At 57.4% G+C, this 25,795-nt stretch carries 33 protein-coding genes and 1 tRNA gene; 27 read left to right on the top strand and 7 right to left on the bottom strand.

Going from position 1 to position 25,795, the window contains the following annotated elements:
• Nucleotides 1-29 precede the first annotated feature (29 nt).
• The 5 genes from JUE30_RS07935 to JUE30_RS07915 all read left to right on the top strand — a co-directional run bounded on the left by JUE30_RS07935 (nt 30) and on the right by JUE30_RS07915 (nt 4,685).
• Nucleotides 30-2,144, top strand: a complete 2,115-nt coding sequence (locus tag JUE30_RS07935) for a penicillin-binding protein 2 (protein WP_203624391.1) — start codon at nt 30-32, stop codon at nt 2,142-2,144.
• Nucleotides 2,145-2,302: 158 nt separating this feature from the next.
• The gene (locus tag JUE30_RS07930; RefSeq protein WP_374706448.1) at nt 2,303-2,983 is read left to right on the top strand and encodes a rhomboid family intramembrane serine protease; all 681 of its coding nucleotides are present in this window, start codon (nt 2,303-2,305) and stop codon (nt 2,981-2,983) included.
• Complete coding sequence (locus tag JUE30_RS07925; protein ID WP_125756348.1) at nt 2,980-3,213, top strand: YqgQ family protein; 234 nt, start codon at nt 2,980-2,982, stop codon at nt 3,211-3,213. The genes JUE30_RS07930 and JUE30_RS07925 overlap by 4 nt, the downstream gene beginning before the upstream one ends.
• The gene (locus JUE30_RS07920) at nt 3,206-4,165 is read left to right on the top strand and encodes an ROK family glucokinase (protein WP_203624390.1); all 960 of its coding nucleotides are present in this window, start codon (nt 3,206-3,208) and stop codon (nt 4,163-4,165) included. The genes JUE30_RS07925 and JUE30_RS07920 overlap by 8 nt, the downstream gene beginning before the upstream one ends.
• Nucleotides 4,166-4,274: 109 nt before the next feature.
• The gene (locus JUE30_RS07915; protein ID WP_203624389.1) at nt 4,275-4,685 is read left to right on the top strand and encodes a rhodanese-like domain-containing protein; all 411 of its coding nucleotides are present in this window, start codon (nt 4,275-4,277) and stop codon (nt 4,683-4,685) included.
• Between the two features lie 37 nt (nt 4,686-4,722).
• Here JUE30_RS07915 and JUE30_RS07910 read toward each other — a convergent pair whose 3' ends face one another.
• Nucleotides 4,723-4,902 (bottom strand): DUF3042 family protein, encoded by a 180-nt coding sequence (locus tag JUE30_RS07910; protein ID WP_056989194.1) that lies wholly within the window; start codon nt 4,900-4,902, stop codon nt 4,723-4,725.
• A gap of 54 nt (nt 4,903-4,956) precedes the next feature.
• Between JUE30_RS07910 and miaA the strand changes: the two genes are divergently transcribed.
• From miaA to glnA, 3 genes are all read left to right on the top strand, one after another.
• A complete protein-coding gene (gene miaA / locus JUE30_RS07905; protein ID WP_203624388.1) occupies nt 4,957-5,895 on the top strand; it encodes a tRNA (adenosine(37)-N6)-dimethylallyltransferase MiaA in 939 nt (312 codons plus the stop codon).
• Between the two features lie 104 nt (nt 5,896-5,999).
• Complete coding sequence (locus JUE30_RS07900; protein ID WP_203624387.1) at nt 6,000-6,365, top strand: MerR family transcriptional regulator; 366 nt, start codon at nt 6,000-6,002, stop codon at nt 6,363-6,365.
• Nucleotides 6,366-6,387: 22 nt separating this feature from the next.
• Nucleotides 6,388-7,728 carry a type I glutamate--ammonia ligase gene (gene glnA / locus JUE30_RS07895; RefSeq protein WP_125756338.1) on the top strand — a complete coding sequence of 447 codons (1,341 nt, stop codon included), beginning with the start codon at nt 6,388-6,390 and terminating at the stop codon, nt 7,726-7,728.
• A gap of 250 nt (nt 7,729-7,978) precedes the next feature.
• Here glnA and JUE30_RS07890 read toward each other — a convergent pair whose 3' ends face one another.
• Entirely contained in the window at nt 7,979-10,369 is a 2,391-nt protein-coding gene (locus tag JUE30_RS07890) for a Xaa-Pro dipeptidyl-peptidase (protein WP_203624386.1), read from the bottom strand.
• 117 nt (nt 10,370-10,486) lie between these two features.
• Between JUE30_RS07890 and JUE30_RS07885 the strand changes: the two genes are divergently transcribed.
• Nucleotides 10,487-10,560: transfer RNA gene (locus tag JUE30_RS07885), tRNA-Arg, on the top strand.
• 35 nt (nt 10,561-10,595) lie between these two features.
• Here the strand turns inward: JUE30_RS07885 and JUE30_RS07880 are convergent.
• From JUE30_RS07880 to JUE30_RS07870, 3 genes are all read right to left on the bottom strand, one after another.
• Nucleotides 10,596-10,973, bottom strand: coding sequence for a helix-turn-helix transcriptional regulator (locus tag JUE30_RS07880; RefSeq protein WP_203624385.1), 378 nt, complete (start codon nt 10,971-10,973; stop codon nt 10,596-10,598).
• A gap of 63 nt (nt 10,974-11,036) precedes the next feature.
• Nucleotides 11,037-11,351, bottom strand: coding sequence for an SHOCT domain-containing protein (locus JUE30_RS07875; RefSeq protein WP_239061384.1), 315 nt, complete (start codon nt 11,349-11,351; stop codon nt 11,037-11,039).
• A complete protein-coding gene (locus tag JUE30_RS07870) occupies nt 11,335-11,793 on the bottom strand; it encodes a hypothetical protein (RefSeq protein ID WP_203624383.1) in 459 nt (152 codons plus the stop codon). Before JUE30_RS07870 ends, JUE30_RS07875 begins: the two co-directional genes overlap by 17 nt.
• A gap of 214 nt (nt 11,794-12,007) precedes the next feature.
• Between JUE30_RS07870 and JUE30_RS11320 the strand changes: the two genes are divergently transcribed.
• Nucleotides 12,008-12,130 (top strand): hypothetical protein, encoded by a 123-nt coding sequence (locus JUE30_RS11320; protein ID WP_255533311.1) that lies wholly within the window; start codon nt 12,008-12,010, stop codon nt 12,128-12,130.
• Nucleotides 12,131-12,225: 95 nt separating this feature from the next.
• Here the strand turns inward: JUE30_RS11320 and JUE30_RS07865 are convergent, their stop codons facing one another.
• Entirely contained in the window at nt 12,226-12,474 is a 249-nt protein-coding gene (locus JUE30_RS07865; protein ID WP_203624382.1) for a hypothetical protein, read from the bottom strand.
• Nucleotides 12,475-12,727: 253 nt separating this feature from the next.
• On the opposite strand from JUE30_RS07865, the gene rplU reads away from it, so the two are divergent.
• The 14 genes from rplU (at nt 12,728) to recN (ending at nt 22,994) form a co-directional block, all read left to right on the top strand.
• Nucleotides 12,728-13,039 (top strand): 50S ribosomal protein L21, encoded by a 312-nt coding sequence (gene rplU, locus JUE30_RS07860; protein WP_203624381.1) that lies wholly within the window; start codon nt 12,728-12,730, stop codon nt 13,037-13,039.
• Nucleotides 13,040-13,051: 12 nt separating this feature from the next.
• Nucleotides 13,052-13,393 (top strand): ribosomal-processing cysteine protease Prp, encoded by a 342-nt coding sequence (locus JUE30_RS07855; protein WP_125756325.1) that lies wholly within the window; start codon nt 13,052-13,054, stop codon nt 13,391-13,393.
• Nucleotides 13,394-13,415: 22 nt separating this feature from the next.
• Nucleotides 13,416-13,709 (top strand): 50S ribosomal protein L27, encoded by a 294-nt coding sequence (gene rpmA / locus JUE30_RS07850; protein WP_054663471.1) that lies wholly within the window; start codon nt 13,416-13,418, stop codon nt 13,707-13,709.
• Between the two features lie 244 nt (nt 13,710-13,953).
• Complete coding sequence (locus tag JUE30_RS07845; RefSeq protein ID WP_203624380.1) at nt 13,954-15,027, top strand: Xaa-Pro peptidase family protein; 1,074 nt, start codon at nt 13,954-13,956, stop codon at nt 15,025-15,027.
• Between the two features lie 79 nt (nt 15,028-15,106).
• Nucleotides 15,107-15,664 (top strand): elongation factor P, encoded by a 558-nt coding sequence (gene efp, locus JUE30_RS07840; RefSeq protein WP_125756321.1) that lies wholly within the window; start codon nt 15,107-15,109, stop codon nt 15,662-15,664.
• A 17-nt stretch (nt 15,665-15,681) separates the two neighbouring features.
• A complete protein-coding gene (locus tag JUE30_RS07835; protein ID WP_125756319.1) occupies nt 15,682-16,125 on the top strand; it encodes an Asp23/Gls24 family envelope stress response protein in 444 nt (147 codons plus the stop codon).
• Nucleotides 16,125-16,520: a transcription antitermination factor NusB gene (nusB, locus tag JUE30_RS07830; protein ID WP_203624379.1), complete on the top strand. Its 396-nt coding sequence runs from the start codon at nt 16,125-16,127 to the stop codon at nt 16,518-16,520. The genes JUE30_RS07835 and nusB overlap by 1 nt, the downstream gene beginning before the upstream one ends.
• 145 nt (nt 16,521-16,665) lie before the next feature.
• Nucleotides 16,666-17,517, top strand: coding sequence for a bifunctional methylenetetrahydrofolate dehydrogenase/methenyltetrahydrofolate cyclohydrolase FolD (folD, locus tag JUE30_RS07825; protein WP_203624378.1), 852 nt, complete (start codon nt 16,666-16,668; stop codon nt 17,515-17,517).
• Nucleotides 17,507-18,856: an exodeoxyribonuclease VII large subunit gene (gene xseA, locus JUE30_RS07820; protein WP_374706449.1), complete on the top strand. Its 1,350-nt coding sequence runs from the start codon at nt 17,507-17,509 to the stop codon at nt 18,854-18,856. Before folD ends, xseA begins: the two co-directional genes overlap by 11 nt.
• Nucleotides 18,849-19,091: an exodeoxyribonuclease VII small subunit gene (locus tag JUE30_RS07815; RefSeq protein ID WP_203624376.1), complete on the top strand. Its 243-nt coding sequence runs from the start codon at nt 18,849-18,851 to the stop codon at nt 19,089-19,091. The genes xseA and JUE30_RS07815 overlap by 8 nt, the downstream gene beginning before the upstream one ends.
• Complete coding sequence (locus JUE30_RS07810; protein ID WP_203624375.1) at nt 19,084-19,950, top strand: polyprenyl synthetase family protein; 867 nt, start codon at nt 19,084-19,086, stop codon at nt 19,948-19,950. Before JUE30_RS07815 ends, JUE30_RS07810 begins: the two co-directional genes overlap by 8 nt.
• On the top strand, nt 19,947-20,777 hold the full coding sequence (locus JUE30_RS07805; RefSeq protein WP_203624374.1) for a TlyA family RNA methyltransferase: 831 nt from the start codon (nt 19,947-19,949) through the stop codon (nt 20,775-20,777). The genes JUE30_RS07810 and JUE30_RS07805 overlap by 4 nt, the downstream gene beginning before the upstream one ends.
• A gap of 71 nt (nt 20,778-20,848) precedes the next feature.
• A complete protein-coding gene (locus JUE30_RS07800; RefSeq protein ID WP_125756305.1) occupies nt 20,849-21,298 on the top strand; it encodes an arginine repressor in 450 nt (149 codons plus the stop codon).
• Nucleotides 21,299-21,302: 4 nt separating this feature from the next.
• The gene (gene recN / locus JUE30_RS07795) at nt 21,303-22,994 is read left to right on the top strand and encodes a DNA repair protein RecN (RefSeq protein ID WP_203624373.1); all 1,692 of its coding nucleotides are present in this window, start codon (nt 21,303-21,305) and stop codon (nt 22,992-22,994) included.
• A gap of 55 nt (nt 22,995-23,049) precedes the next feature.
• Here recN and JUE30_RS07790 read toward each other — a convergent pair whose 3' ends face one another.
• Nucleotides 23,050-23,349 carry a hypothetical protein gene (locus JUE30_RS07790; RefSeq protein WP_239061383.1) on the bottom strand — a complete coding sequence of 100 codons (300 nt, stop codon included), beginning with the start codon at nt 23,347-23,349 and terminating at the stop codon, nt 23,050-23,052.
• Between the two features lie 109 nt (nt 23,350-23,458).
• Between JUE30_RS07790 and JUE30_RS07785 the strand changes: the two genes are divergently transcribed.
• The 3 genes from JUE30_RS07785 (at nt 23,459) to rpoZ (ending at nt 25,338) form a co-directional block, all read left to right on the top strand.
• A complete protein-coding gene (locus tag JUE30_RS07785) occupies nt 23,459-24,154 on the top strand; it encodes a patatin-like phospholipase family protein (protein ID WP_203624371.1) in 696 nt (231 codons plus the stop codon).
• 58 nt (nt 24,155-24,212) lie between these two features.
• Nucleotides 24,213-24,821 carry a guanylate kinase gene (gene gmk, locus JUE30_RS07780; RefSeq protein WP_203624370.1) on the top strand — a complete coding sequence of 203 codons (609 nt, stop codon included), beginning with the start codon at nt 24,213-24,215 and terminating at the stop codon, nt 24,819-24,821.
• A gap of 271 nt (nt 24,822-25,092) precedes the next feature.
• The gene (rpoZ, locus tag JUE30_RS07775) at nt 25,093-25,338 is read left to right on the top strand and encodes a DNA-directed RNA polymerase subunit omega (protein WP_203624369.1); all 246 of its coding nucleotides are present in this window, start codon (nt 25,093-25,095) and stop codon (nt 25,336-25,338) included.
• Nucleotides 25,339-25,795 lie beyond the last annotated feature (457 nt).

The raw sequence follows: 25,795 nt of genomic DNA, 5'->3' as shown, positions 1-25,795 counted from the left end.
ACTTGAAGGGTTACAAAAGGAGAGAGACCGTGAAATACATTCGTACCCCCAAGCCGAAGCGCGAGCGCTCGCACATTCCCGCTCGGCTCAACATTTTATTCTTCTTCGTGTTTCTGCTGCTGGCCGCGCTGGTGGCGCAGTTAGCGTACCTGCAGATCATGAACGGGTCGAAGTTTCGCGCGGATGTAGACTCGACGGATTCCGCCGTGGTCACCTCTGCCGTGCCGCGCGGTCAGATCTATGACTCCGAAGGGCGGCTGCTGGTGGCAAATGCGGCCAACAGCGCCATCGTCTACACCAAAAGCGTCGGCGTCGCGGCGGAAAAAATGCGTCAAACCGCCGATGAGCTGGCCAAGTACGTGACCATTGATGAATCTGGTATGCGCAAGCGCGACTACGCGGACTACTACCTGGCGGATAAGACCAACGAAAAAGCGGTGATCGCCCAGCTGCCCAAGGCGCTTCAAACTACGACCGACACCAGCAAGCAGTACAAGGCGGAAGTGGCCTACGCGATGAAGCACCTGCCAGACTACTCCGACCGGGAGAAAACGGCCGCGGCGTTTTATAAGAAGATGAACGGTGCTGCCCAGCTGACGACCGTTTACCTGAAGGACCGTGACGTGACCCAGGACGAGGTCGCGCAAGTCGGCGAGCACCTGACGGCCATGCCGGGCATTAACCTGGGCACCGACTGGGACCGCTCGTATCCGAACGGCAAGTCCATGCTGAGTATCATCGGCACCGTGTCCTCGGAAAAAACCGGCTTGCCTGCCGAAACCGTCAACGAGTATTTGGCCAACGGGTACGCGCGCAACGACCGCGTCGGCACGTCCTACCTGGAAAAAGAATACGAAAACGTGTTGAAGGGTGCCAAGTCGCGGACTGAGGTCGGCATCGGCAGCAATAACAACATTGTCAGCCAAACCACCGAGTTCAAGGGCGAGCAAGGCGCCAACCTGAACCTCACCATCAACTCGGCCTACCAGCAAAAGGTGGATGCCGACGTCCAAAACGTCTTCAACCAGGCGAAGTCGGCCGGTATGACCAGCGTCTCCGACGGGGCTTACGCCGTCGCGATGAATCCCAAAACCGGCGCAATTCTCGCCATTTCGGGGCTGCACCAAGACGCTAAGACGCATGAAGTCACCAGCGACTCGCTGGGCGTGTTGAACCGCTCGTTTGCGATGGGGTCCATCGTCAAGCCGGCCATGGTGCTGGGGGCGCTACAAGACGGCGTCATCACGGTCAACAACAACACCCAGGCCGACACCGCCATTTACCTGAAGAACACCCCGGTCAAAAAATCCGACTATGGGATCAACACCTTTAGTTCCCTGAACGCGACCAAGGCCCTTGAGGTGTCCTCAAACACGTACATGATGCACTTGGCGATGAAGGAGGGGCACGCTAATTACGCACCTAATTCTCATTTGTTCATGGACAAGGACATCTTCACCAAGATGCGTGGGTACTTTAATCAGTTCGGCCTTGGTCAGAAAACCGGCATCGACCTGCCAGGAGAGATCAGCGGCCAGGAAGGGCCCACGACCATGGACGGGCTGTTCCAAGTGGGTTCGGCACTGGACTTATCCTACGGGAACTTTGATACTTACACGCTGATCCAGGCGATTCAGTACGTCAGCACGCTGGCCAACAACGGGTACCGGATGAAGCCGTACATCGTCAAGAGCGTCAGCCAGACCCTCAGCAACGGCAGCGAAGGCCCAGTGCTCGACACCACCACCCCGACTGTCCTGTCTAAGGTCAAGAACACCCAGGACCAGATCAATTTGGTCAAGCAGGGCATGTGGCAGGTCGTTCATGGGACCTCCGGTTACGCGACCGGGACGGCGCTGGGCTCCCTGAATCCGGGCGTTGCCGGCAAGACCGGGACCGCGCAGACCTTCACGCCGAATCCGACCAATCCCAATGGTGAGCCGATCGAGGCCATCACGCAGAGCTTCATCGGCTACGCGCCCGCGAAGAATCCGCAAGTCGCCGTCGCGGTCGTCGTCCCTAACCTGGGGAAGATGTCCAGTTACGCGTACGACATCGCCAAGCTGATGTTCCAGGACTACTACGATCTGTACAAGGTGCCGGCGGAGAAGAACTATAACCAAAAGGCCGCCAATCCCGGTTAATGACCGGGTTCACCGCGCCTTGGCTAGGAAAAGCCAGGCAAAGATGCTAAACTATTTAGTGAGCTTGGGAGCGTTTTTCCCTGGTCACTTGTGGCAGCCGGCAGCGGGTCCACCCGGTGCCGGTTTGTTGTCTGAAGTCTCAGGAAGGAGCCAAGCGGTTGCAATATTCACTTAGACGATTGAAGAATCAGCCGTATATGACGTACGTACTGTTTGCCCTGACGGTGTTGGTGTTCCTGCTTGAAACCGTGAACGGCGGGTCCACGAACAATTACGTGCTGGTGCGCTTTGGTGCGCGGTGGAATCCGCTGATCGAGGCCGGCCAATGGTGGCGGCTGATCACGCCGATTTTTGTTCACATCGGGCTCATGCACATTCTGGTCAACGGCGTCACGCTGTTTTACCTGGGCAGTCTGACCGAGCGGATTTTTGGGCACTGGCGGTTCTTAGTGCTGTATCTGGTGTCCGGCTTCACCGGTAACCTCGCCAGTGCGGCGTTCAACCCCACGGGGCTGGCGGCAGGGGCGTCGACGGCGCTGTTTGGCATGATGGGCGCCTATCTGATGCTTTACGACGGGTACCGCGACAATGCCGGGATCCGCGCGATTTCGCGGCAGTTCGTGATGCTGGCGGCGCTGAACATTGTCTTCGATCTGTTTATGACCGGCGTCGATATTTACGGTCACATCGGCGGCTTCATCGGCGGCTTCCTGATCGCCTACGCGCTGGGGGCCCCGAACCTTGGGGAAACCTCGATGCCGCGCCGAGTCGGGTCGCTGTTCGCACTGGTCGCGGCCAGCGCGGCACTGCTGATTTTCGCCTTTGGAAGTGCGCTATGAAGACTTTCTACGATGTACTGCAACTGCTTAAGCGTTACGGGACTTACATTCACGTCGGTAAGCGGCTCTGGGACATTGAGCTGGCCGCCGTGGAAGTGGACCGCCTGCACGAATCAAGCCTGATCGATGACCGCACCTATGCGTCGGCCAAGATCATTTTGCGCCACGAGCACGAACAGGAAGAAAAGCATCCCTTGATTAATGATGATGGAGGAAAAAGCAATGGCTGACAAAAAATTGATGGGGGTCGACCTTGGCGGTACGACCTGCAAGTTCGCAATTCTCACCGAGGACGGCGAGATCCAGCAGCGCTGGAGCATTGACACCAACATTCTGGACGAGGGTAGTCACATTATCCCGGACATTATTGCCTCGATTCAAGATCACCTGAAACTGTACAATATGACAGCCGATGATTTTGTTGGCATCGGCATGGGGACCCCGGGCACAGTCGACTCGGTCCAGGGCACCGTCATTGGCGCCTACAACCTGAACTGGAAGACCATGCAGTACCCGAAGCGCGAGATTGAAGCCGCCACTGGCATCCCGTTTGCCATCGACAACGACGTCAACGTCGCCGCGATGGGCGAGCAGTGGAAGGGCGCCGGCGACAAGTCGGATAACGTCACGCTGGTTGCTTTGGGCACCGGAATCGGCGCCGGCATTGTCTCTGACGGCATTCTGCTGCACGGCGTGGCGGGGTCGGCCGGTGAGGTCGGCCACGTCACCGTTGAGCCGAACGGCTACATGTGCACCTGCGGCAAGCGCGGCTGCCTGGAAACCGTTGCGTCGGCCACGGGTATCGTGCACGTGGCCCGCGACATGGCAGAAGAATACGCCGGGGACTCCAAGCTGAAGCAGATTCTCGACGACGGGGATGACATTTCCTCCAAGATCGTCTTCGACTGCGCACAGGCCGGTGACAAGCTGGCGCTGATGATTGTTGACAAGGTTTGCTACTACCTGGGGCTTGGCCTGGGCAACCTGGGCAACGTGCTGAACCCAGAGTACCTGCTGATCGGCGGCGGCGTTTCCGCAGCCGGCGACTTCCTGCTCACGCGGGTGCAGAAGTACTTCGACCAGTTCACGTTCCCGAACGTCCGCAACACGACCCACCTGCGCCTGGCAACGCTGGGCAACACGGCCGGCGTGGTCGGTGCGGCCAGTCTGGCGCGCCCATAGGACAATTTACGCAAAACCTTCGGCCTCGGGTCTATACCTGAGGCTTTTGTGATACACTAGAATTAACTTGTGCCGCCTGCAGACGGCGATTGAAAGGACGTTTTTGGTTATGGGGAATTTTTTGCTGGTGTTGATTGGTCTGGGCCTTTTGGTCTGGGCGGCAAATTGGCTGCTGACACAGTGGCAGAAATCGCGCCTGAAGTCAGTCGGCGGCGAGATCACGCCGGAAGAGTTTGAGCAGAACATGCGCAAGGCGCAGATCATTGACCTGCGTGAAAAAAAGGACTTTGACGCCGGCCACATTCTGGGCGCACGGGACCTGCCGTACACCCAGCTGAAGCAGCGGATGATCGAGCTGCGCAAGGACCTGCCGGTTTACATGTACGATCTGACTGGCGCCGTTTCCGTCAAGGCGGCGCGCCGCATGAAAAAGGCCGGGTTCGAGCACCTGTACTTCCTCAAGGGCGGCTACGATAACTGGTCTGGTAAAACGAAAAAAGCCAAAGAATTTGAAGACTAAATAAAACCCCTGCGCTTTGGCAGGGGTTTTATTGTGCTTAGCCTTGGTGTGATGCGTGCTGCTTGCGGTTGGCCTTGCGCCGATTCTCATTGATCTCGTCGACTTTGGTTTCTACGGGCTCGATGTAAGACTTCTTGAATGCAAACACGGAGCTGGCCACTGCGCCGGCCGAAGCGACGACGCCAACCAGGAACCCCTTCAAAAATTTGTGCTTCACGAAAATCCCTCCCTCTCTGGAACTTTAGGTGCTAATTTCATTATACTAGATGACATGACAGAAAGTGAGCAAAATCCATTGAAAACTCAAGTGTTGATGATCGGCGGCCCGACTGCCACCGGTAAAAGTGCACTCGGCGTGAGACTGGCCCAACAGTTTAACGGCGAAGTGATCAACGGGGACGCCTTTCAGATTTATCGAGGGATGGACATTGGCACCGCCAAGGTCACGCCGGAAGATATGGAAGGCGTGCCGCATCACCTCATTGACATCGTGGCGCCTGGCGAGCCGTTTTCCGCCGCGCAATTTCAAAAAAGGGCAGAGGCGGCGATTGCCGACATCAAAGGGCGCGGCAAGCTGCCGATCATCGTTGGCGGCACCGGCTTTTACCTCAATGCGCTGCGCCTGGCGCTGCCGCTGGGGGAGCACGCCGAAAGCCCCGCCCGCAGCAAGTGGCAGCAGGCCTTGGCTGACCGCGGCGAGGACTGGCTGTGGGCGCAGCTGAACGCGCAAGACCCTGAGGCCGCGCGAAAAATCCCGGTGGGCAACAGCCGGCGGGTGATCCGGGCGCTCGAGGTGATCGAAACCACCGGGCACAAGTTTTCTGCGCAGATTATTCCAGAGCCTGCTTTTGACGCGCTGGTGCTTGGCCTGACGACCGACCGCGCCGTGCTTTACGCTCGCATCGATCAGCGGGTCGACCAGATGGTGGCAGAAGGGCTTGAAGCCGAGGTGCGGCGGGTGCTTCAAACCAGCGCGTCGGATGCGCAGGCGCTCAAAGCCATTGGCTATAAGGAGTGGCTGCCGTATTTTGCCGGGGCGGCGAGCCTAGCAGACACAATCGCGCTGATCAAAAAGAATTCGCGGCATTACGCCAAGCGCCAGTTGACGTATTTTCGCCACCAGCTGCCGACGCACTGGTTGGACCTGATTGCAGAGCCCGACCAGGGGCTGCGGGAGGCCGATACCTTGGTCGCAAACTGGTTAAGCTAGGCCTTTGAAGATAAAAATTTATTTGTTTGTCAGGTTATCTGACATCAACAGTTGACGCCTTTTTCGTCTATTGGTATGGTTGTCTGCGTGAAGGAGGGACTGCCATGCCGGAACTCAGTGATATTCGCACGCGGGCGGTGCTGCCGATCAGCACAGTGATCGCGCTCACCGACCTCACGGCGCGGCAGATCCGTTATTACGAGGCGCAGGGGTTGCTGCATCCGCTTCGCACGCCTGGTAATCACCGCATGTACTCCTTGAAGGACGTTGACGACTTGGTTGAGATCCACAGTCAGCTGGCGGCAGGGTTTTCGTTGGCCGAGCTGAGGGATGCCCAAAAGCAGCCAAAGCCGAAGACAAAGCTTTCCGACGAGGAAGTCCGGGCGGCGCTTCGCTCGGAGTTGTTGAATCAGGGACGGCTGAACCCGCGTGGGGATAGTCCAACGCAGGGATTTGGGTTCAGACTGTAGGATAAACGCAAAGGAGTGGCTCATGGCTAAAGAACCGATTACTGCCGACATGATCCGGCAGAGTGTTAAGGATCAAAACGTTGAATTTTTGCGCCTGATGTTTACCGACATTAACGGCATCAACAAGAATGTCGAAGTGCCGGTCTCCCAGCTGGAGAAGGTCTTGGCCAACAAAATCACCTTCGACGGCAGCTCGATCGACGGCTTTGTCCGCATCGAGGAATCGGATATGCTGCTGTACCCGGACCTGGACACCTGGCTGCTTTTTCCGTGGGAAAACGACGGCGGCAAGATCGCCCGGCTGATCTGCAGTGTCCACACGCCGGACGGCAAGCCGTTCATGGGCGATCCGCGCAACAACTTGATTCGCGTGATGGAAGACGCCCACAAGGCCGGCTACACCGCCTTCAACATCGGCCCAGAGCCGGAATTTTTCCTCTTCAAGCTGGATGAAAACGGGGACCCGTCCCTGAAGCTTAACGACAAGGGGTCCTACTTCGACTTTGCGCCGCTGGACATGGGCGAAAATTGCCGCCGCGACATTGTGCTCGAACTGGAAAAGATGAACTTTGAAGTTGAGGCCTCTCACCACGAAGTTGCGCCTGGCCAGCACGAAATCGACTTCAAGTACGCCGATGCGGTGGACGCCGCCGATAACATCCAAACCTTCAAGCTGGTCGTGAAGACCATTGCCCGCAAGCACGGCCTGTACGCGACCTTCATGCCAAAACCAATCCACGGCATCAACGGGTCGGGGATGCATATCAACATGTCCCTGTTCGACAAGGACGGCAACGCCTTTTACGACGCCAGCACGGATGATCAGCTTTCAAGCACCGCGATGCACTTCTTGGCGGGTCTCTTGGCCCATGCCCGCGGCTTGACCGCCATCAACAACCCGACGGTCAACTCCTACAAGCGTTTGGTCCCAGGCTTTGAAGCCCCGGTTTACATCGCCTGGTCCGGCACCAACCGCAGCCCGCTGATCCGCGTGCCACAGTCCCGCAAGCTCGGGACGCGCCTGGAGATGCGCTCGGTTGATGCGACTGCCAACCCATACTTGGCCATCGCGGCGGTCCTCGAGGCCGGCCTCGACGGCGTGCGCAACCAGCTTGATCCAGAGGAAGCGGTCGATCGCAACATCTACAAGATGCAGGACACCGAGCGCAAGGCCAACCACATCCAAGACTTGCCGTCTACCTTGCACAACGCACTGAAGGCGCTGGAAGCCGACCCAATCGTCAGTGGTGCTTTAGGCGACCACTTGTACCACAGCTTCGTGGATTCCAAGGATCTCGAATGGGCAGCTTACCGCCAGAGCGTTTCCGAATGGGAACGGGATCAATATTTGGAGCTGTACTAAAAGGTGCGCAGGGTTCGCGGCTTTAGGGGGACAGGTAGCCTAGCTGAAGGCATTACCGCTGGTTTTTGGCGGGGAGGCCTTCAGCGTAGCTAGCTGCTCCCCCGTTGATCAGCCTGTCCGAGCGCAGCGAGTTACAGGCTGACATGCGTTAGCTGCGAACCCGGGGCCCGATTAGGTACCCCGCCCAAAATCTTTCCATGAATAAAAACAGACCCAGCTGAGAAAATTCTCAGCTGGGTCTGCTTTTGTATTACTTCCGGTACCGCAGTGTCAGCGTGCTGTTTGCCAGATCGATGTGGAAGTTGACCACCGTTTCCGTGCGCTGGGTCTGGGCCATATCGGCACCATGGATGATCAGGGCGAGGTGGCGGCCGGCTGGCAGATGCAGGTGAGTCGGCTGCAAATCGAAGTCTACGGTGAATGGTTCACCCGGCTTAACCGGGACGTTCTCGTAAGCGTTCTGTTGGTTTTGAACGTTGACGTGGCCGAAGGAGACCAGTTTGCTATCCGTTTCCTTGGCCGGCTTGAACTCCTGGATGCTGACGGCCTTGTAGTCGTAGCCCAGGTCCCAACCAGCGGGATCAACGACCCCGGCTACAGGGGCGAAGCGCTTGGCTTCACCGACGTCGACCAGCCGCGCGGACAAAATCGCGGTCGGCTGATCGATCCACAGGCGCAGTTTCAGATGCGGGACGCCTTCAAGCGTGACATCGTGAGTGTCGGCCGGCAGGTCCAGCCAGAGCCGCGCACCGTTGTACTTAGAGTCTGGCTTAATGATCTCAGCCTCAAAGCCGTCTGAGTCTTCCTTATCCTCATTGAAAATCGCGGTGGCGTTGTCCGGGAACCCGGCGCGCTTGCTGGCCATGTTGTCTTGCAGGTTGTAAGTTTTGTCTTCGTGCTTCGCATCTGCGGTGCCGAATTCGTCGTAGGTGTGCCAGGTCTCGGGTGCCACGTTGTCTTGAACCGTGACGTTTGGCAGGGCTGAAGGGGCGCCGTTATCAACGTCAAGCAGCTCGTAGGACAGCCACAGGTTCAGCTGGTCGGCAAAATCCAGCGAGCGAATGTTGTCGAGGTAAGTGTGCTGACCTTGATGAAGAAACAGCTTCTTGTTGATGGGCAGGTCCTGGATGCCGTTCCAGTACCGAATCGCGTTGGCTGGCTTGACGTTCCAGTCGTTCAGGCCGTGTTCGATGATGACGTCAGCCTTGATGTTTTTCAGATTGTTGCGGTAGTTGCGTTCGTCCCACCATTTGGTGTAGTCGCCGAATTCACGGTCCTGATCCTTCGTGATGGCCGCCAGGGTCTTGTCCCACTCTGCCTTGATTTTAAGCAGATCGCCGGCCTGCTTTTGCCGGGAAAAGGTGTCCACGGCCAAAACATCGGCATCTTCGCCTTGGAACCCTCCGGGCGCGACCACCAGGCCATTTTCGCGGTAGTAGTCGTACCAGCTGGAAATGGCGGATTCGGAGATGACCGTCTTGAGCCCCTCAACGCCGCTGGTCGCGGCCGCAATCGACAGGGTGCCCAGGTAGGACTTGCCGGTCATCGCGACTTTGCCATTGCACCACCAGGCCTTGATCTCGATACCGTCGGTGCGGTTCGTGAAGGCACGGCGCTTGCCGGTGAGCCACTGGATGACGGCCACGGCTGAGTCGGTCTCGCTGGTGCCACCGGTCGACCGCATGCCGTCGGAGCCGCGCGTACCGACCCCGCCAGAGTAAACAGTGACAAAGCCGCGGCCCAGCATGTAGTCATTGAACATGTAACTGCCGCCTTGGTCGGAGTAGACCTCGGCGGTTTTGCTTTCACCGTTCACTTGCTGGTGCGGCAGCTCGGCGAGGGCCACCGGCTGGTACGTGACTTCATCCTTGGTGTAGGAATGCGTCTTCACCGCCAGCTTAGGATCCGGTTTGTGGGTGATCCAGTCGACATCGTTGGTGCCGTGAAAGTAGGGGTTAGCGGTAAATAATACAGGCATTTTGACCCCTTGGTCAGTTTCCTTCGGCCGAAAAATCGTGGTTTCCAGCATGTCGCGCTTGCCGTCGTGGTCGGTGTCCATGTCGGATTCGACCCAGACCACCTCGCGGTATACTTTGCGGGCGTCAAATACGTCCTGCGCTTTACCATTGAAGAACAGGAACTCGGGCGTGGCCTTGCCAGTCTGAAAATCGCGGTAAAAGCCCCGTGCGGCCAGCGCGTCGATCAGCGTCACCAGGTGTTTGGTGCGGGTGCACAGCAGCAGGTACAAGGCAGCCCAGAAGTCAGCGGTGGTGGTGATGTCACTGGCGACTACGGGCAGTTTGGTCTCAGCCATGAATGCGAGGCTATCTTTCAGCTGGTAATCAGTGCCTGCCTCAAAGCCCAGGAGCTGAAGGGCGACAGCGTAAAAGTCGGTGCGAGAAATCTGGTTTGGTTTGCTGGCCAGCAGCTGTGCCAGGTCCTGGGAGTCGGTTACCGCGATGGCGGCTAAGGCTTGCTGTTTGGCAGTTTCACTAAAAGCTTCTGGGAAAAGTTTGCGAAAGGCGCCGTTGGCAGCGTCTGCCAGCGATTGCACCAGGTCAGGGGCAAAGCCGATGGCCTGCAGTTCCTTGAGCTGAGTGGCATGGTCGGCTTGAATCCGGCCGTTTTGGTTGAGTTTCAAATTGATTCCTCATTTCTTTTTCATTAATAGCACCAGTGTAGCCGAGCGGCGCCTGTCATTCAAGCCGGGGCGCGTTGACAGGGCCAGCGGCGCATCCGTATAATAAACAGGTTCAATGTGCCAGTAGCTCAGTTGGATAGAGCAATGGTCTTCTAAACCATTTGTCCCGGGTTCGAATCCCGGCTGGCACAGCAAAGCTGCATTCCAAACGAGGAATGCGGCTATTTTAATGTGGTTGGCTGTGTCTGGCTATGTCTAGCGTATGGCGGATCAGGAGCAGCTCGCGGTGCGACAAGGGCTTGCCTTGATACAAAATGGTGTTGGTGTCAGCCGCCAAATCGACGACGCCAACGCCGGCCGGCGTACCGTAGCGCGGATCGATCTGGTCGCGAGACACGTCGAAAAAGGCGGCGAGCTTGCTGGCGTTGACCGCGCTCGGGGTCGTGGTGCCTTTGAAGTAGCCGGTCAGGGTGCTGCGAGGGATGTGCGTCGCGTCGCTGACCTTGGCCTGGGTCGTGCCTCGGGCCAGCAGCAAGGCGTTGAGGTGCTTGCTGATGATTGCCTTATTTGCCATTTCTTGTGGCGTTTCCGGATGACGTGCCATTGTCAAAAGCCTCCTTGAAGCTTTGAAAAGAAAAAAGCCGCCCAGTAGGCGACAGGTCATGCGCTAAAAGTTCAAATCGTCGTGCTCGCCCAGGATCTTGGCTTTTTGGCGGTCAAATTCTTCTTGGGTGATGGCGCCTTCGTCCAGCAGCTGCTTGAACTGCCTGATCCGATCGGCGACGTCTGCCTCGGCTTGTTCTTGCTTGGCCTTAGCCTCGGCCGCCGCCTTTGCTTCGGTTTGCTTGCGGTGATAGTAGTACCACACGGCAAACCCGATCAGGCCGATGGCCACGAACACGTACCAGTAGGTAACCAGAAACGAGAACAGAATAATCAGGACGATGGCGCCGCCGCAGCCCAATTTATTTTCCTTCTTCATTGGTATCACTCCCGTCATCGGCGATGATCTGCCCGGCCGCCGTCACGATTTTCGTGGTGCCGTCAGAAGCTGCCACGACGAACTGGATCGGCGCCGAAATCGCGACGGTGCCGCTGACTGTATGCCAGTCCTGGTCGCCCAGCTTGCTGGTCAGCAGCGCTTCAGCGTCCTGTGCGGACTTGACCGGTTCCCAGTCCAGCGGCTGGAAGTGGTTATCTGTTTCTGCCCGGGAGATGTCCGAGCGGTTGGTGGGGTGACCGTCCTTGGTGGGGATGTGCGTCAGGATGTGCCAGCTAACCCACCCGCCGAGCACCAGGGTGAGGGCCCCCCAGAGCCACTGGTGGGCGACAAACAACAGCCCGCCGAGGATCAAGACGACGACACCGGTGATGATGGCGCCGCGAACATCGACAAATTTTTTAGCAGTGCGTTTTGTTTCCATAGTCAACCTCGGTTTCGGTATGATAATTATATCTTCGCACAACGATGGGTGATAGACACGCGTTTTCACCAAAGTATTCTCTTCTCAGACTTAAGACTGATTTTGTCGTACTAAAAATGACAGCGCTTGACATGCTTACATAAATATAGTAAAGTAATAGACAGTCGCAATTGAAACAACCCATTCATGTGCGATACGAATGGAGGTAATATATATGAAATATCGGATTCAGTTAGATACCCAGACGCAGCAGTTCATTGCCATCGACCCAAGCAACCAAAACCACATTGGCCGCGGTGCCACGATCGAGCAAGCCGTTGCGCAACTTAATCGGTAATCAAGCTTAACCTGAGACAAAATTGTCTCGGGTTATTTTTTTGCCTGCGGGATCATGCTATACTTAAGGTCCTTGGCAGGGGCGGGTCCGCGCATTTAGCGGGCCTTTTTCTCTGCCCGCAGGTAGGTTCGCAATACCAGCAAGCCGGCAACGATGGCGACCATCCAGAGCAGGTAGAGAATGGTAAACCAGCCCCAGCCGAAGAACTTGCTGGCGAGAAGCAGCAGGATCAGGGCGACCAGCCCGGTCACCACGTAGTCAACCGGCTGCTTCAGCCGCGCGAGGGTGGTCGCGAGCAGCCCGCCGGTGATGAGAAAAATGAGGATGTTCAGGGTAATCGTCATAGCGCCACACTCCTTGAGACCAGTATAGTCGAGCGGCCAGTCGGCAACAATCATCTTTCATCGCAAGTGGCAAGGATTTTTCCTTGACAAAGCCGCAGATTCTGCTTGCGTCAAGGGGTTTAATCTGATAAACTCGTTACGTTGTATTTGTCACCCCTCATCTGCAACCGCACAACGTCAGGTATCAAAGCCTAGCACCTGGCTTGGCGAGTCCTCAGGGGAAAAAGCCTACGGGCAACAGGAGGTGCACAAGATGTACGCAATTATCAAAACCGGCGGCAAGCAGTACAAAGCCGAAGTCGGGGAAGCACTTTACGTCGAAAAGCTCGATGTTGAAGAAGGCGCAACTGTCACGTTTGACCAGGTGATCTTGGTCGGCGGTGAGGGCGATGCCAAAATCGGCACGCCAACGATTGCTGGTGCCACCGTTACTGGTAAAGTTGAGAAGCAAGGGCGCGAAAAGAAGGTTGTTACCTACAAGTACAAGCCTAAGAAGCATCAACACCAGAAAAAGGGTCACCGTCAGCCATACACAAAGGTTGTTATCGACGCGATTAACGCCTAATGAGGTGAACGCATGATCAAAGCACGCTTTCAGCGGGATGCCAGTGGTGACATTGTTCATTTTAACCTGACCGGCCATGCCGACTCAGGGGAATATGGCCATGACATTGTCTGCGCAGCGGTCTCTGCAGTCTCGATCGGCGCCGTCAACGGCATTGAGGCCTTGGCTGGGTTTGAACCCAACGTCAAGGCTGATGAAGTCAACGGCGGCCACTTGGAACTGACCTTGGATCAACCCCAGGATGGGGAGCAGGCGCACATCGCACAGATTCTCCTAGAGAATTTGCTGCTGTCCCTGCAAAGCATCCAAGAAAGCTACGGCGATTATCTCTCGATTTCAACCAAAACAGCCTAATTCAATTTCGGAGGTGTACACAATGTTGAAAATGAATCTTCAGTTCTTCTCTCACCATAAGGGGGGCGGCTCGACTTCTAACGGCCGTAACTCTGCAGGTCGGCGTCTTGGCAGCAAGCGCGCTGATGGCCAATTCGTTTTGGCTGGGAACATCTTGTACCGCCAGCGCGGCACCAAGATCCACCCAGGTGTAAACGTCGGCCGTGGCGGCGACGATACGCTCTTTGCAACAGCTGATGGCGTTGTTAAGTTCGAACGCCTTGGCCGCGACAAGAAGCAAGTATCCGTTTATCCAGCAGAAGCAAAAGCTGAATAATCAAGAGCGCTCCGGTGACGGGGTGCTTTTTTATACCCAAGGTGCGAAGGGTTCGCGCACTTAGGGGAATGGGTAGCCTAGCTCGAGGCATTGCCGCCGTTCTTTGGCGGCGAGGCCTCGAGCGTAGCTACCCACTTCCCCGTTGCGAACCCGTAGCCCGATTAGTCAAGGTGCGAGAAACGGCGCACGTAGCCCGATTACAAGTCCCCACCCGCACTTCATTTCTTCCAAGGAGGTTCATCACATGTCCCGTTTACAAAACCTGCAGGCCGAGCTGCCTGCACTGAAAGTTGACGCACTGCTGGTTACGGATCCGGTCAACGTCACGTACCTGACCGGTTTTACCGGCAACGAAAGTGCACTGCTGGTCGCCCAGGACTACGCCTGGTTTATTACCGATTCGCGGTTCACTGAGCAGGTCAAAGTCGAGGTCCACAATGCGGAATTGGTGCTTCACTCGCACGGCCTGTTGGGCGAAGCGGGCGTGATTGCCGACGCCAACGGTTTGAAGACATTGGGTTTTGAAGCCGACGTGATGACTTACGCAGACTTCCAGAAGCTGCCGGCCAATGTGACCTGGCAAGCGACGACCAACGTGGTGCCTGCGCTGCGCGAGGTCAAGGACGAAGATGAGCTAAAGCTGATCGAAAAGGCGATTCAAATCGCTGAGGCCGGCTATCAGCACGTTCTGGACACCATCAAGCCTGGCATGACCGAGCTGCAGGTGGCCACCGACTTGGACTTTTACATGCGCTCGCTGGGTGCCAGTGGCACGTCATTTGAAACGATTGTGGCTTCCGGCAAGCGCGCCGCGATGCCGCACGGTGCCGCTACCGACAAAAAAATCGAAGACGGCGACGTGATCACCCTGGACTGGGGCTGCATCTACCAAGGCTATGTCTCCGACATCACGCGGACCTTTGCGGTGGGTGAGCCAGACGAGAAGCTCAAAGCGGTTTACAAGATTGTTTATGATTGCAACAAGGCGACCGCGGCTATGATGGCACCAGGCGTTTTGGGCAAGGCCATCAACGGCTTTGCGCACCAGTACATCGAAGACAAGGGTTATGGCCAGTACTTCGGCCACGGCACCGGGCACGGCATCGGCCTGTCGATTCATGAAGGCCCAGGGGCCTGGGGCCCATACGCCAACACGCCGCAGGCAGAAGGCAACGTCGAAACCGATGAGCCTGGCATCTATATTCCTGACCTCGGCGGCGTGCGGGTCGAAGACGACCTCTTGATCACCAAGAGCGGGGCCAAGTACCTGACGACGCCGGCGCCAAGCGAGCTGCTGGTGGTCCCGGTCCGCAAGTAAGCGGCCGCCTTTTCCTTGCAAGGGCTTTTGGCGATTGATATAGTTAGTGTTAGCTAAAGAAGATAAGTGGAGGAATTACATGATTTCTGTTAACGATTTTAAAAACGGTCTGACCATCGAAGTCGATGGTGACCTCTGGCGCATCGTCGAGTTCCAGCACGTTAAGCCTGGTAAGGGCTCCGCGTTCGTGCGCTCGACTTTGAAGAACCTGCGCACCGGTGCCGTTCAAGAAAAGACCTTCCGTTCGACCGAAAAAGTCGAGAAGGCGCAGATCGATACGAAAACCATGCAGTACTTGTATGCCGACGGGGATTCTTACGTCTTCATGGACACCACCACGTACGAACAGCTGACACTGCCCGCCGAAGAGCTGACGGATGCGCTGAAGTACATGAAGGAAAACATGGAAGTCAAGATCATGATGCACGGCAACGAAACGCTGGGCGTTGAAGTGCCGAACACCGTTGATCTGACCGTCACAGCCACCGAGCCTGGCGTCCGCGGCAACACCAGTTCAGGCGGCTCGAAGCCGGCGACGCTGGAAACTGGCTTGGTTGTTCAGGTGCCGTTCTTTATCAATGAAGGCGACGTTTTGACTATCAACACGCAAGATGGGACATACATCTCCCGCGCGTAATTTTTAGGAGGCAGCTCATGGCTGAAGATTCGAATATCATTCTGGCAAATCGCACTGATGCGCAAGGCACGATCGAAATCGTGCCGGAAGTCCTTGAAGTGATTCTGGGAATCGCGGCGGTTTCGGTGGACGGCGTCTATCAAATGCGCGGCACGATGGCCAGCACGATCAATTCCTGGTTCGGCCGGGCCAACCACGGCAAAGGGGTTGACCTGACCGTGGACGGCAAGCGGTTGACCGCCGACGTGTATGTCTATCTCGACTACGGCGTTTCAGTGCCGAAGGTTGCGATGGCGATGCAGTCGACATTACGCGAGCAGCTGCTTTACATGACCGATTTGACGCTGGATGAGGTCAACGTTCACGTGGTCGGCGTGGTGCCGGAAAAGGCCCCGAAGCTCGATCCTGACAACTTATTCGCGGATGACGCGGATGATGCCAATCCAGAGGAAGACAAGTAATGCTAGATAGACATGATACCCGAGCAGCAGCGTTTAAGGCGCTGTTTGCCATTGCGAGCAACGCTGATGCCGACCGCAGCGCGGTTTACGAAGAGGCTCTGCCCAAGGATGAAGAAGCGCCCGCTTACCTCACCACGCTGGTTGACGGCGTGCTTGCTCACCAGGACGAACTGGACGCGCAAATTAGCGCCAAGTTAAAAAAGGGTTGGACCCTGCAGCGGTTGAGCAAAACGGACCTCATTTTGTTGCGCCTTGGGCTGTTTGAGATTCAACAGGTCCCAGACGTCCCGGACAAGGTCGCGGTGAACGAGGCGCTCGAGCTCGCTAAAACCTACAGCGACGAAACAGACGCCAAGTTTATCAACGGCATCTTGGGCCATTTTGTGCAGGCCTGAATGAACGCTGGCTGCCGCGACCGCGGTGGCCTTTTTTAGTAATCAGGCGTCATTCTGATGAGAACCATGGACGGCCCTTGCGTAATCTAGGTAGAATGTAATGAAGTTCGACGAGCACTGGCACGATACACAAGGGGGAACAACCATGACAACGATTCTTGACGGCAAACAAACATCTAACGCTTTAATGGCTGACCTGCAAACTGAAGTGACGGCACTGAAGGCCCGTGGCATCGTGCCGGGCCTGGCGGTGGTCCTCGTCGGCGATGATCCGGCCAGCGCCATTTACGTGCGCAATAAGCAGCGCCGCGCCGACCAGCTTGGCATTCACTCGATCATGCGGAACCTGCCGAAAACGGCGACCCAGGCTGAGGTCCTTGCAGTAGTGGACGAGTTGAATCACGATGCCACCATCGACGGGATTTTGGTCCAGCTGCCGCTGCCTGAACAGGTCGACCCGGACGCGGTGATCGCGGCAATCGACCCGGACAAGGACGTTGACGGGTTCCATGCCTACAACGTCGGCCGGTTGTGGGAAAATAATCCGGGCGTGGTCGCCTCGACGCCGTTTGGCATCATGGCGCTGCTGAAGCATTACGGCATCACCGTTGCCGGCAAGCGCGCCGTGATCATTGGCCGCTCCAACATTGTCGGGCGGCCGATGGCGGCACTGCTGTTGAACGCCGATGCGACGGTGACGGTCACGCACAGCAAGACCCCGGACTTATTTGCGGTCACCCGCGAAGCCGATATTCTGGTCGTCGCGATTGGCCGGGCGCAGTTTGTCACTGCGGAAGCCGTTAAACCCGGCGCCGTGGTGATCGACGTGGGGATGGATCGCAATGCCGCTGGCAAGCTGGTCGGCGACGTGGATTTTGACAGTGTGGCCAAAGTGGCATCGGCGATCACGCCGGTGCCCGGGGGCGTGGGTCCCATGACCATCGCCGCGCTGATGATTCAGACGGTAGAACTAGCAAAGAGGCATCATCATGGCTGAACCCGATTATCTCACGGTCAGTTTGCTGACCGAATACCTGCGCCGCAAATTCGACCTTGACCCGTACCTGAGCAAGGTCTATTTGACGGGCGAAATCACGAATTTTCGCAAGCGGCCCGGCCATCAGTATTTTTCGCTCAAGGACGAGCACGCCAAGATCAACGTTGTGATGTTCAAAAGTGCGTTTGCGCGGCTCAAGTTTGAGCCCAAGGAAGGCGACACCGTCCGGGTGGTCGGGCGCGTGACGCTGTATCCGGCCAGCGGTCAGTACCAAATCGTCATTGAGCAAATGGCGCCTGAGGGCATCGGCGAACTTTACCTGCAATACGAGCAGCTGAAAAAGAAGCTCGAGGCGGAAGGCCTGTTCGCCAAGAACCAGCGGCCGCTGCGGCAGTTCCCGCGGCGCGTTGCGGTGATCACCAGCCCCAGCGGCGCCGTGATTCAAGACATCATGACCACGGTGGCCCGACGCTACCCGATCCTGCAGATTGTTCTGTTTCCGGCCCAAGTTCAAGGTGACCAGGCCGCGCCGACCATCGTCACACAGCTGCGCCGGGTGAAGGCGATGGGCGGCTTTGACGCGCTGATCATCGGGCGCGGCGGCGGGTCGATCGAAGACCTGTGGCCGTTCAACGAGGAAAGTGTCGCCCGCGCCTTGGCTGACATGCCGATGCCGATCGTCAGCTCGGTCGGGCACGAAACCGACACCACCATCACAGACTTTGTGGCGGATCATCGCGCCGCGACCCCGACGGCCGCGGCTGAGCTGGTGACGCCGGTCAAGCTGACTGATGGCCTCACTCGCATTCAGGAGGATCAGCTCCGTATCCGGCAAGCGATGCAGAATCGGATTCAGGCGGCGCGTGAGCGGCTGAACCGCTCAGCGCAGTCAGTGGTTTTGACCCAACCCGGACGGCTTTACGATCAGTATCTGCAGCAGGTCGATCAGCTGACTAACCGGCTGACCAGTGCGACGCAGGTACAGGTCACGGCGCTTGCTCAGCGCGTTCGGCTGGCCCGGACGAGTTTGAACCCTCGCCAGCTGACCGTGCGCGTTGAAAATACGCGGCAAACCGTGGCTAACGACCGGCGGCGTCTGCAAAGCGCCGCGCAGGCGATTGTCCAAAGCAAGCGGCAGGCGTTCGCGCTGGCCAATGAGGCGCTGGATCACCTCGGACCGGACCAAATCCTGGGCCGCGGGTACAGCTATGTCACCGGGCCGCGCGGCAAAGCGCTGACCAAGGTCAAAGATTTCAAACCCGGCGCCAAGGCGCTGATTCACGTTGAAGACGGCACCGTACCAGTGGTGGTCGAAGAAAGGAAGCAAACCAATGGCTGAATCACAGGAACCGACATTTGAGGAAAAGTTGCAGCAGCTGGAAACCATCGTTAATCAGCTGGAGCAGGGCCAAGTCCCGCTCGAAGAAGCGCTGAAGCAGTACAAGGCCGGCATCAAGCTTTCCAGTGAGCTGGAGGCGACCCTCAAGAACGCTGAGCAGACAGTTACTCAGATGGTCAAGGACGACGGGACCGTTGAAGCGTTTGACCCAAAGGCAGCAGACAAGAATGCTTGAGGAAACGGCGGCGTGGCGGCAACCGGTTCAGCAGACGCTGGATCAATACTTGGCCACGGTGAAAAATCCGCACCTTGAGGCCGCCATGGCGTACTCGGTGGATGCCGGCGGCAAACGGCTGCGGCCACTGCTGCTCTTGGCGGTGGTGACGACGTTTGGCGGCGACGGGCAGCAGGCGTTACCCGCGGCGGCCGCACTGGAGCTGCTTCACACGTACTCCTTGATTCACGACGACCTGCCGGCCATGGACAACGATGACCTGCGCCGCGGCAAGAAAACCAGTCACAAGCAGTTCGATGAAGCCACGGCGATTCTTGCCGGGGATGCGCTGCAAAGTGCCGCGTTTGACCTGCTGGCGCAAACCAACGTGAGGCCTGAGACGATCGTCCGCCTGGTGCAGCTGTTTGCCCGTGCGGTCGGCCCGAACGGCATGGTCGGCGGTCAGGTGATGGACATGGATGCGCAGGGGCACCAAATCGACCTGAGCACTTTGCAGCAGCTGCAGGCGGAGAAAACCGGGGCGCTGCTGGCTGCCGCGGCTGACATGGGCGCCGTGTTGGCCCAGGCCAGCGCCGACGATGCGGCTCAGGTGCATGCGTTTGCCACCGCGTTTGGCCGCGCTTTTCAGATTCAAGACGACATCAATGACGTCACGGAAACCGCGGCCCAGCTGGGCAAAACGCCTAACAAGGACGTGGCGGAAGGCAAGGCCACCTATCCCAGTCTGGTCGGGCTGGCCGGTGCCCGCAAGGCGTTAGGTGACGAGGTCGCCAAAGCCAAGCGCGCGGCGAGCCAGTTGAGTGTGCCGGCGCCGCAACTGTTAGCCCTGCTGGATTACTTTGAAACGGAGAAGCAATGAGTAAAGAACGAGTCGATGTCCTGCTGGTCGAGCAAGGGCTGTTTGAGTCACGTGAGCAGGCTAAACGCGCCGTCATGGCGGGGGAAGTCTATGATCAAAATAACGAGCGACTGGACAAGCCGGGGGTGAAAATCGCCGGCGATTCGGTGCTGCACGTGAAAGGCAAGAAGATGCCTTACGTCAGCCGCGGCGGCCTGAAGCTGGCCAAGGCGCTCAAGGTCTTCGACATTGATCTCAAAGGCAAGACGGTGCTCGACATCGGCTCGTCCACTGGCGGCTTTACTGACGTGGCCCTGCAAAATGGCGCCAAGCTCGGGTACGCCTTGGACGTCGGCACCAACCAGCTGGCCTGGAAAATTCGGGAAGACCCCCGGGTCGTGGTGATGGAACAAACCAACTTCCGTTACAGCAAGCCCGAGGACTTCACGCGCGGCCCGGTCGAGTTTGCGATGACCGATGTGTCCTTCATCTCGTTGAAGCTGATCCTGCCGCCGCTGCACGCGATTTTGCAGCCAGGCGGCCACGCCGTCGCGCTGATCAAGCCCCAGTTTGAGGCGGGTCGGGAGCACGTCGGCAAAAAAGGCATCATCCGCGATCCGGCGGTTCACAAGGCCGTGCTTCAAACGATTGTCGACTTTTCACTGAGCGCCGGCTACAACGTGCTGGGGCTGGACTTTTCCCCGATCACTGGCGGCGAAGGCAACATCGAGTTTTTGATCCACCTGCAAAATTCGACCGTTCCGGGCACTAAAGCGCCAGACGTTGATGTGGACAACACTTTAGCTGCCGCATACGCCGAGCTTAAGCCAGGCCACCCGAAGGCTTAGTGAATATCTATTCACTTGTTTTAGATTTTATGCAAGCTGTTGTATAATTAACGGTGAAAGCAGGTGAGCAGATGCAAAAAAATGAGCGTCAGGCGCAGATCAGAGCGCTTGTAGAAAGCACGCCGATCGAGCGGCAGGGAGATTTTGTCGCTGCGCTGGCCGCGCGCGGCATCACCGTGACGCAAGCGACGATTTCGCGGGACATCAAGGAGATGCAGCTGGTCAAGGTGCCAATGGTCAATGGCCATTACCGCTATTCGCTGCCGCCGGAGCGCCAGCTGGCTCCGCAAGATAAGCTGCGGCGCACCTTGCAGGCCGCGTACCTGCGCGGGGACGTGATGGATCAGTTTGTGTACCTGGTGATGTCACCCGGCACGGCCCCGGCCGTTGGTAATTTGATTGAGCACCTGGACGATCAGCGCATTTTTGCCACGGTGGCTGGGGATGCCTCGATCCTGTTAGTCTGCCGTGGGGCGGAAGAAGCCAATCAGGTGCTGCGGATGCTGGACGAAATGGTGTGAGCGGATGCTACAAGAATTAGTGATTCATGACTTTGCCATTATCGAAGACCTTGAGCTGAGCTTTGAGGCCGGCATGACGACTTTGACCGGCGAAACCGGGGCCGGCAAGTCGATCATCATCGACGCGGTGGGCCTGCTGGCAGGCAGCCGCGGCTCGGCTGATTTTGTGCGCACCGGCGCCAATAAGGCCACGCTGCAAGGCTTATTTGACGCGACGGCCAACCCGAAGACCCCAGAGGTGATGGCGCAGTTTGGCCTGGCGCCAGACGATGGCATGGTGCTGCTGCAGCGCGAACTTTACGCCTCTGGGCGCAACTTATGCCGCGTCAACGGTGAGCTGGTCAACACGGCCACGCTGCGCGCAATTGGCGAGACGCTGGTCGACATTCACGGCCAGAACGAGCACCAGCAGCTGGTCCATCCAGATACCCACCTGGGGCTGCTGGATCAGTTTGCCGGCGCTTCGGTGGGAGACTTGCTGGCCGACTATCAAACGCAGTACGCGACCTATCAAAAGGATCAGGCGGCGCTCACCAAGAAGCATCAAAATGAGCGGGAGTGGGCTCAGCGCCTGGACATGTTGAAATTTCAGGTCAACGAGATTCAAAGCGCCGAGCTCAAACCGACCGAAGAAGATGAGCTGATCGCCGAGCGCGACCGGTTGGCCAATTTTCAAAAGATTTCTGACGCCTTGAAGCAAAGCTACGAGCTGCTGACGGAATCGGAAGTCAGTCCGCTGGATCAAATCGGGGAGATCATGGGCAACCTGCAAAGCATCGCCGACCTCGACCCGGCCTACGCCAAGCTGGCGGATTCGATTCAGTCGGTTTACTACGGGCTGCAGGATGTGCAAGGCGATTTGTCGCGGCAGGTGGACACCCTTGAGTACGATGACGGCAGGCTGGACGAGGTCGAAAAGCGCCTGGAGCTCATTTCCCAGCTGGAACGCAAGTACGGCGCCGACCTGAAAGCGGTTATTGCCTATGGGGAAAAGGCCGCGGATGAACTGGCCTCGATGACTGCGAACGACGCGGACGAAGAGGGCTTGGAAAAGCGCGTGGCGACCGAGCATCAGGCGCTGCTTAAACTGGGGGCGCAGCTGCGCACGGCCCGCAAGCACGCGGCCACGAAGCTGATCGATGCCATTCACGGGCAGCTCAAAGCCCTGTACATGGAAAAAACGGTCTTCTCGGTGCGCTTCAGCAAGTTGCCGGCGGACACCTTGCGGCCGGATGGCATTGACAATGTGGAGTTCTACATTCAAACCAACCCCGGTGAAGCCGCCAAGCCGCTGGCGAAAATTGCCAGTGGCGGGGAGCTGTCGCGGATCATGTTGGCGCTGAAGACCATTTTTGCCGAGACTGATGGCGTCACCTCGATCATTTTCGATGAAGTCGACACCGGCGTCTCCGGCCGCGTTGCGCAGGCCATCGCCAATAAGATCTCGGCCATCGCCCGGCACTCGCAGGTGCTGTGCATCAGCCACCTGCCGCAAGTCGCCGCAATGTCCGACCACGAATTTCTGATTCAAAAGCAGGTCGCGAAGGGCCGCACCACGACCAGCGTCACCAAGCTTGACCACGCTGGCCGGGTGCAGGAAATCGCGCGGATGCTGGCCGGCGAGCAGGTCACCAAGCTCTCGGTGGCACACGCCTCAGAGATGCTTAAACTGGCAGATGCTGCGAAGGCAAAGTAATCATAGAACAAAAAAAGCGCCGCCATCAATACTGATGGCGGCGCTGCTGCTTGGGTCAGGCCCGCTGCAGGTAAGTCACCTGGGCGAGATCGACGACACGGTAGAGGTTACTGCGGTATGCTTGAAGTAGATACCGATCATTGCTGAGCCGGCGGGTGAGGTGGCCGACCAGCGCGTCTTCTTCGCCTTCAAAGTTCAAGGCGACGCGGTAGTGCCGGGAGAACGCCTGGTCTGCAAACTGACTGACTTGGGCCGCCGGCATCACTACGGCTGGCTCTGTCAGCGCGAAGAACTCGCGCGTTGATTTGATTAACTGGTGAGAAACAGACTGCAGTGCACTCGTTTTATTTTCCATAATGGCGCCTCCGAACACTCGTTCTATTTGATGACTTCATTATGCAAACAATCGTTCGGCTTGTCAACTGGTTTGGCAAAAAACTTTTTCGCGGAAAGGGGTAATGATCATGACAGTAGGCTTAGTGCTTGGTGGCGGCGGCGCGCGCGGGGCGTTTCAGGCGGGGGCTTTGGCCGCGCTTGGGGCCGGCGGGCTCGTGCCCGACTTTGTGCTGGGGACGTCGATTGGCGCGATCAACGCGCTGGGGACGACCAAGCTGCCCCCGGCGGAGCTGGTGCAGTGGTGGCTGACGAAAATCCCGCGGAACATGTTTTTTCGGCGGCAAGGCGAGGTGCCTTACGCGACGCTGCTGCGCGAGCTGGTGGCACGGCCGACTATTCACCCTTGGCCGGTGCTCATTTTGACTGCGGCACTGCCGAAAATGCGCCAGCACGTGGTGACCATCACAGGCAAGCCCGCCGCAACGCAGCTGCAGTGGCTGCTTGCCAGCTCGGCGATCCCGCGCGTTTATCCCAAGGTGAACATCGCAGACACGCATTACGTCGATGGCGGCATGGTCAATGACCTGCCCGTCGACGTGGCGCATGATCTGGGCGCGACGCATATCATCAGCATCGGCGCCGGCGGGCTCGGCCCCAAGCCGAAAGTCGCGACTCGGCTGGACCTGGATGTCCCCAAGTGGGCCCCGCACATTTTGGATTTTCGGCAAAAGCCCCGGCCGCGTCTGATGCAGGCCGGCTGGCAAATGGCGCAGCAAGTGATGAAAACGCCTGAATTTAAGGCTTTGACCGCCAGTCGGGCTTGATATTTCACAGGGCAAACTGCATAATGTTTTTAACACTAATGATGAAAGAGGTTAAATCATGCATGAACGGGGAATGCTGATCGTTTTGTCGGGACCAAGTGGGGTCGGCAAGGGGACGGTTCGGCAGGCCATGCTCGCTGATGATTTCCGCGATTTTCAGTACTCGGTCTCGATGACGACCAGAAAACCGCGGCCTGGCGAACAAGACGGGGTCGATTATTATTTTCGCACGAAGGAACAATTTGAGGCCGAGATCGCGGCCGGCCAAATGCTCGAGTACGCGAAATACGTCGACAACTACTACGGCACCCCGTTAAAGTATGTGAATAAAACCTTGGACAGCGGCCGCGATGTGCTGCTTGAAATCGAGGTCAAAGGCGCGATGCAAGTCCGCGAAAAGTGCCCAGATGGCGTGTTCATTTTTCTCACCCCGCCGGATCTGATGGAGCTGAAGCACCGCTTGATCGGGCGCGGCACCGATTCCGCCGACGTCATCAACAAGCGGGTCAAACAGGCTGCTGAAGAAATCAAAATGATGGAAAGCTACGACTACGCGGTGGTCAACGACGAGGTCCCGAAGGCCTGCAAGCGCATCGAGCGCATCATCGAAAGCGAGCATTTGCGCGTCCCACGCGTTATCGATAAGTACCGGAATATGGTACAGTAGAGAGGAAAGTGCGGAGCTGGCCGGTTTTAGCCCGACGATTAGCCTAGCTGCCAGCATTGCCGCTGGTTTTGGCGGCGAGGCTGGCAGCGTAGCTAAGCGCTCAGGCGTTGGCCAGCGGAGTACGTTTATGGTGCATGCGGAGCAGCTAAGCGTTCGGGCGTTGGCCAGCGGAGCACGTTTAGCAGACAGTGCATAGCTGGCGAAGCACGTTTACGACGCACCCGCCAAAATTCCCAGATTCATCCCTGACGTAATTAAGGAGAAGACAAACATGATTATTTACCCATCGATTGATACGTTGCTCGACAAGATTCCATCCCGTTATTCGCTGGCAGTTCTGGCCGCCAAGCGGGCCCACGAATTGGAGCAAGGCGGCATCAAGATGCTGCCGAATTACAAGTCCTTGAAAAAGGTCGGCCAGGCGCTTGAGGAAATTGCAGCCGGCGACGTCATCATCGACCCGGAGTCGAAGATGAAGGAACGCGACGCCGAAAAGCTGGACCACAAAGAAGAGTAAGTGACTGGTGCGGAAGAACCTGACAGGGTTTTGCCGCTTTTATTTTGGAAAAAATCGTGGGGCTGAGCGATTTACTCAGCCATTTATTTCCGTTAGGATTATAATCAAATTTATGGGTTGATAGGGCCGCTCCTTCGAACATGTTTAGGGAGTGTTTGTTTTTTCCTGGCTTAATGCCTAAGCACAAAGCGCTAATTGTAGAAGCTTGAGCAACCAAAACCTCACTTCGTGTCTGGGGACACGGGGGCAGTCATGCGGCAACGTCAGCCGCGTGACTTTTTTTTATAGAGGCTTTAGCCGGGCTCGCGCGGAGACGCGCGGTAAGCACCTAATAACAGACCGGATATGAATGCCAGCTTCTGGGCGATATGATTGCCTCATCAAATATGGTGAGGTGATTTTTATTGGATGAGAAGCCAGAGATTGTTCGCATCAAATTGGAAGAGAATCAACGCCG

The sequence above is a fragment of the Lacticaseibacillus sp. 866-1 genome (genome assembly GCF_016861825.1).
Classification (GTDB): Bacteria; Bacillota; Bacilli; order Lactobacillales; family Lactobacillaceae; genus Lacticaseibacillus.
This window is presented reverse-complemented; position numbering and strand designations above follow the sequence as displayed.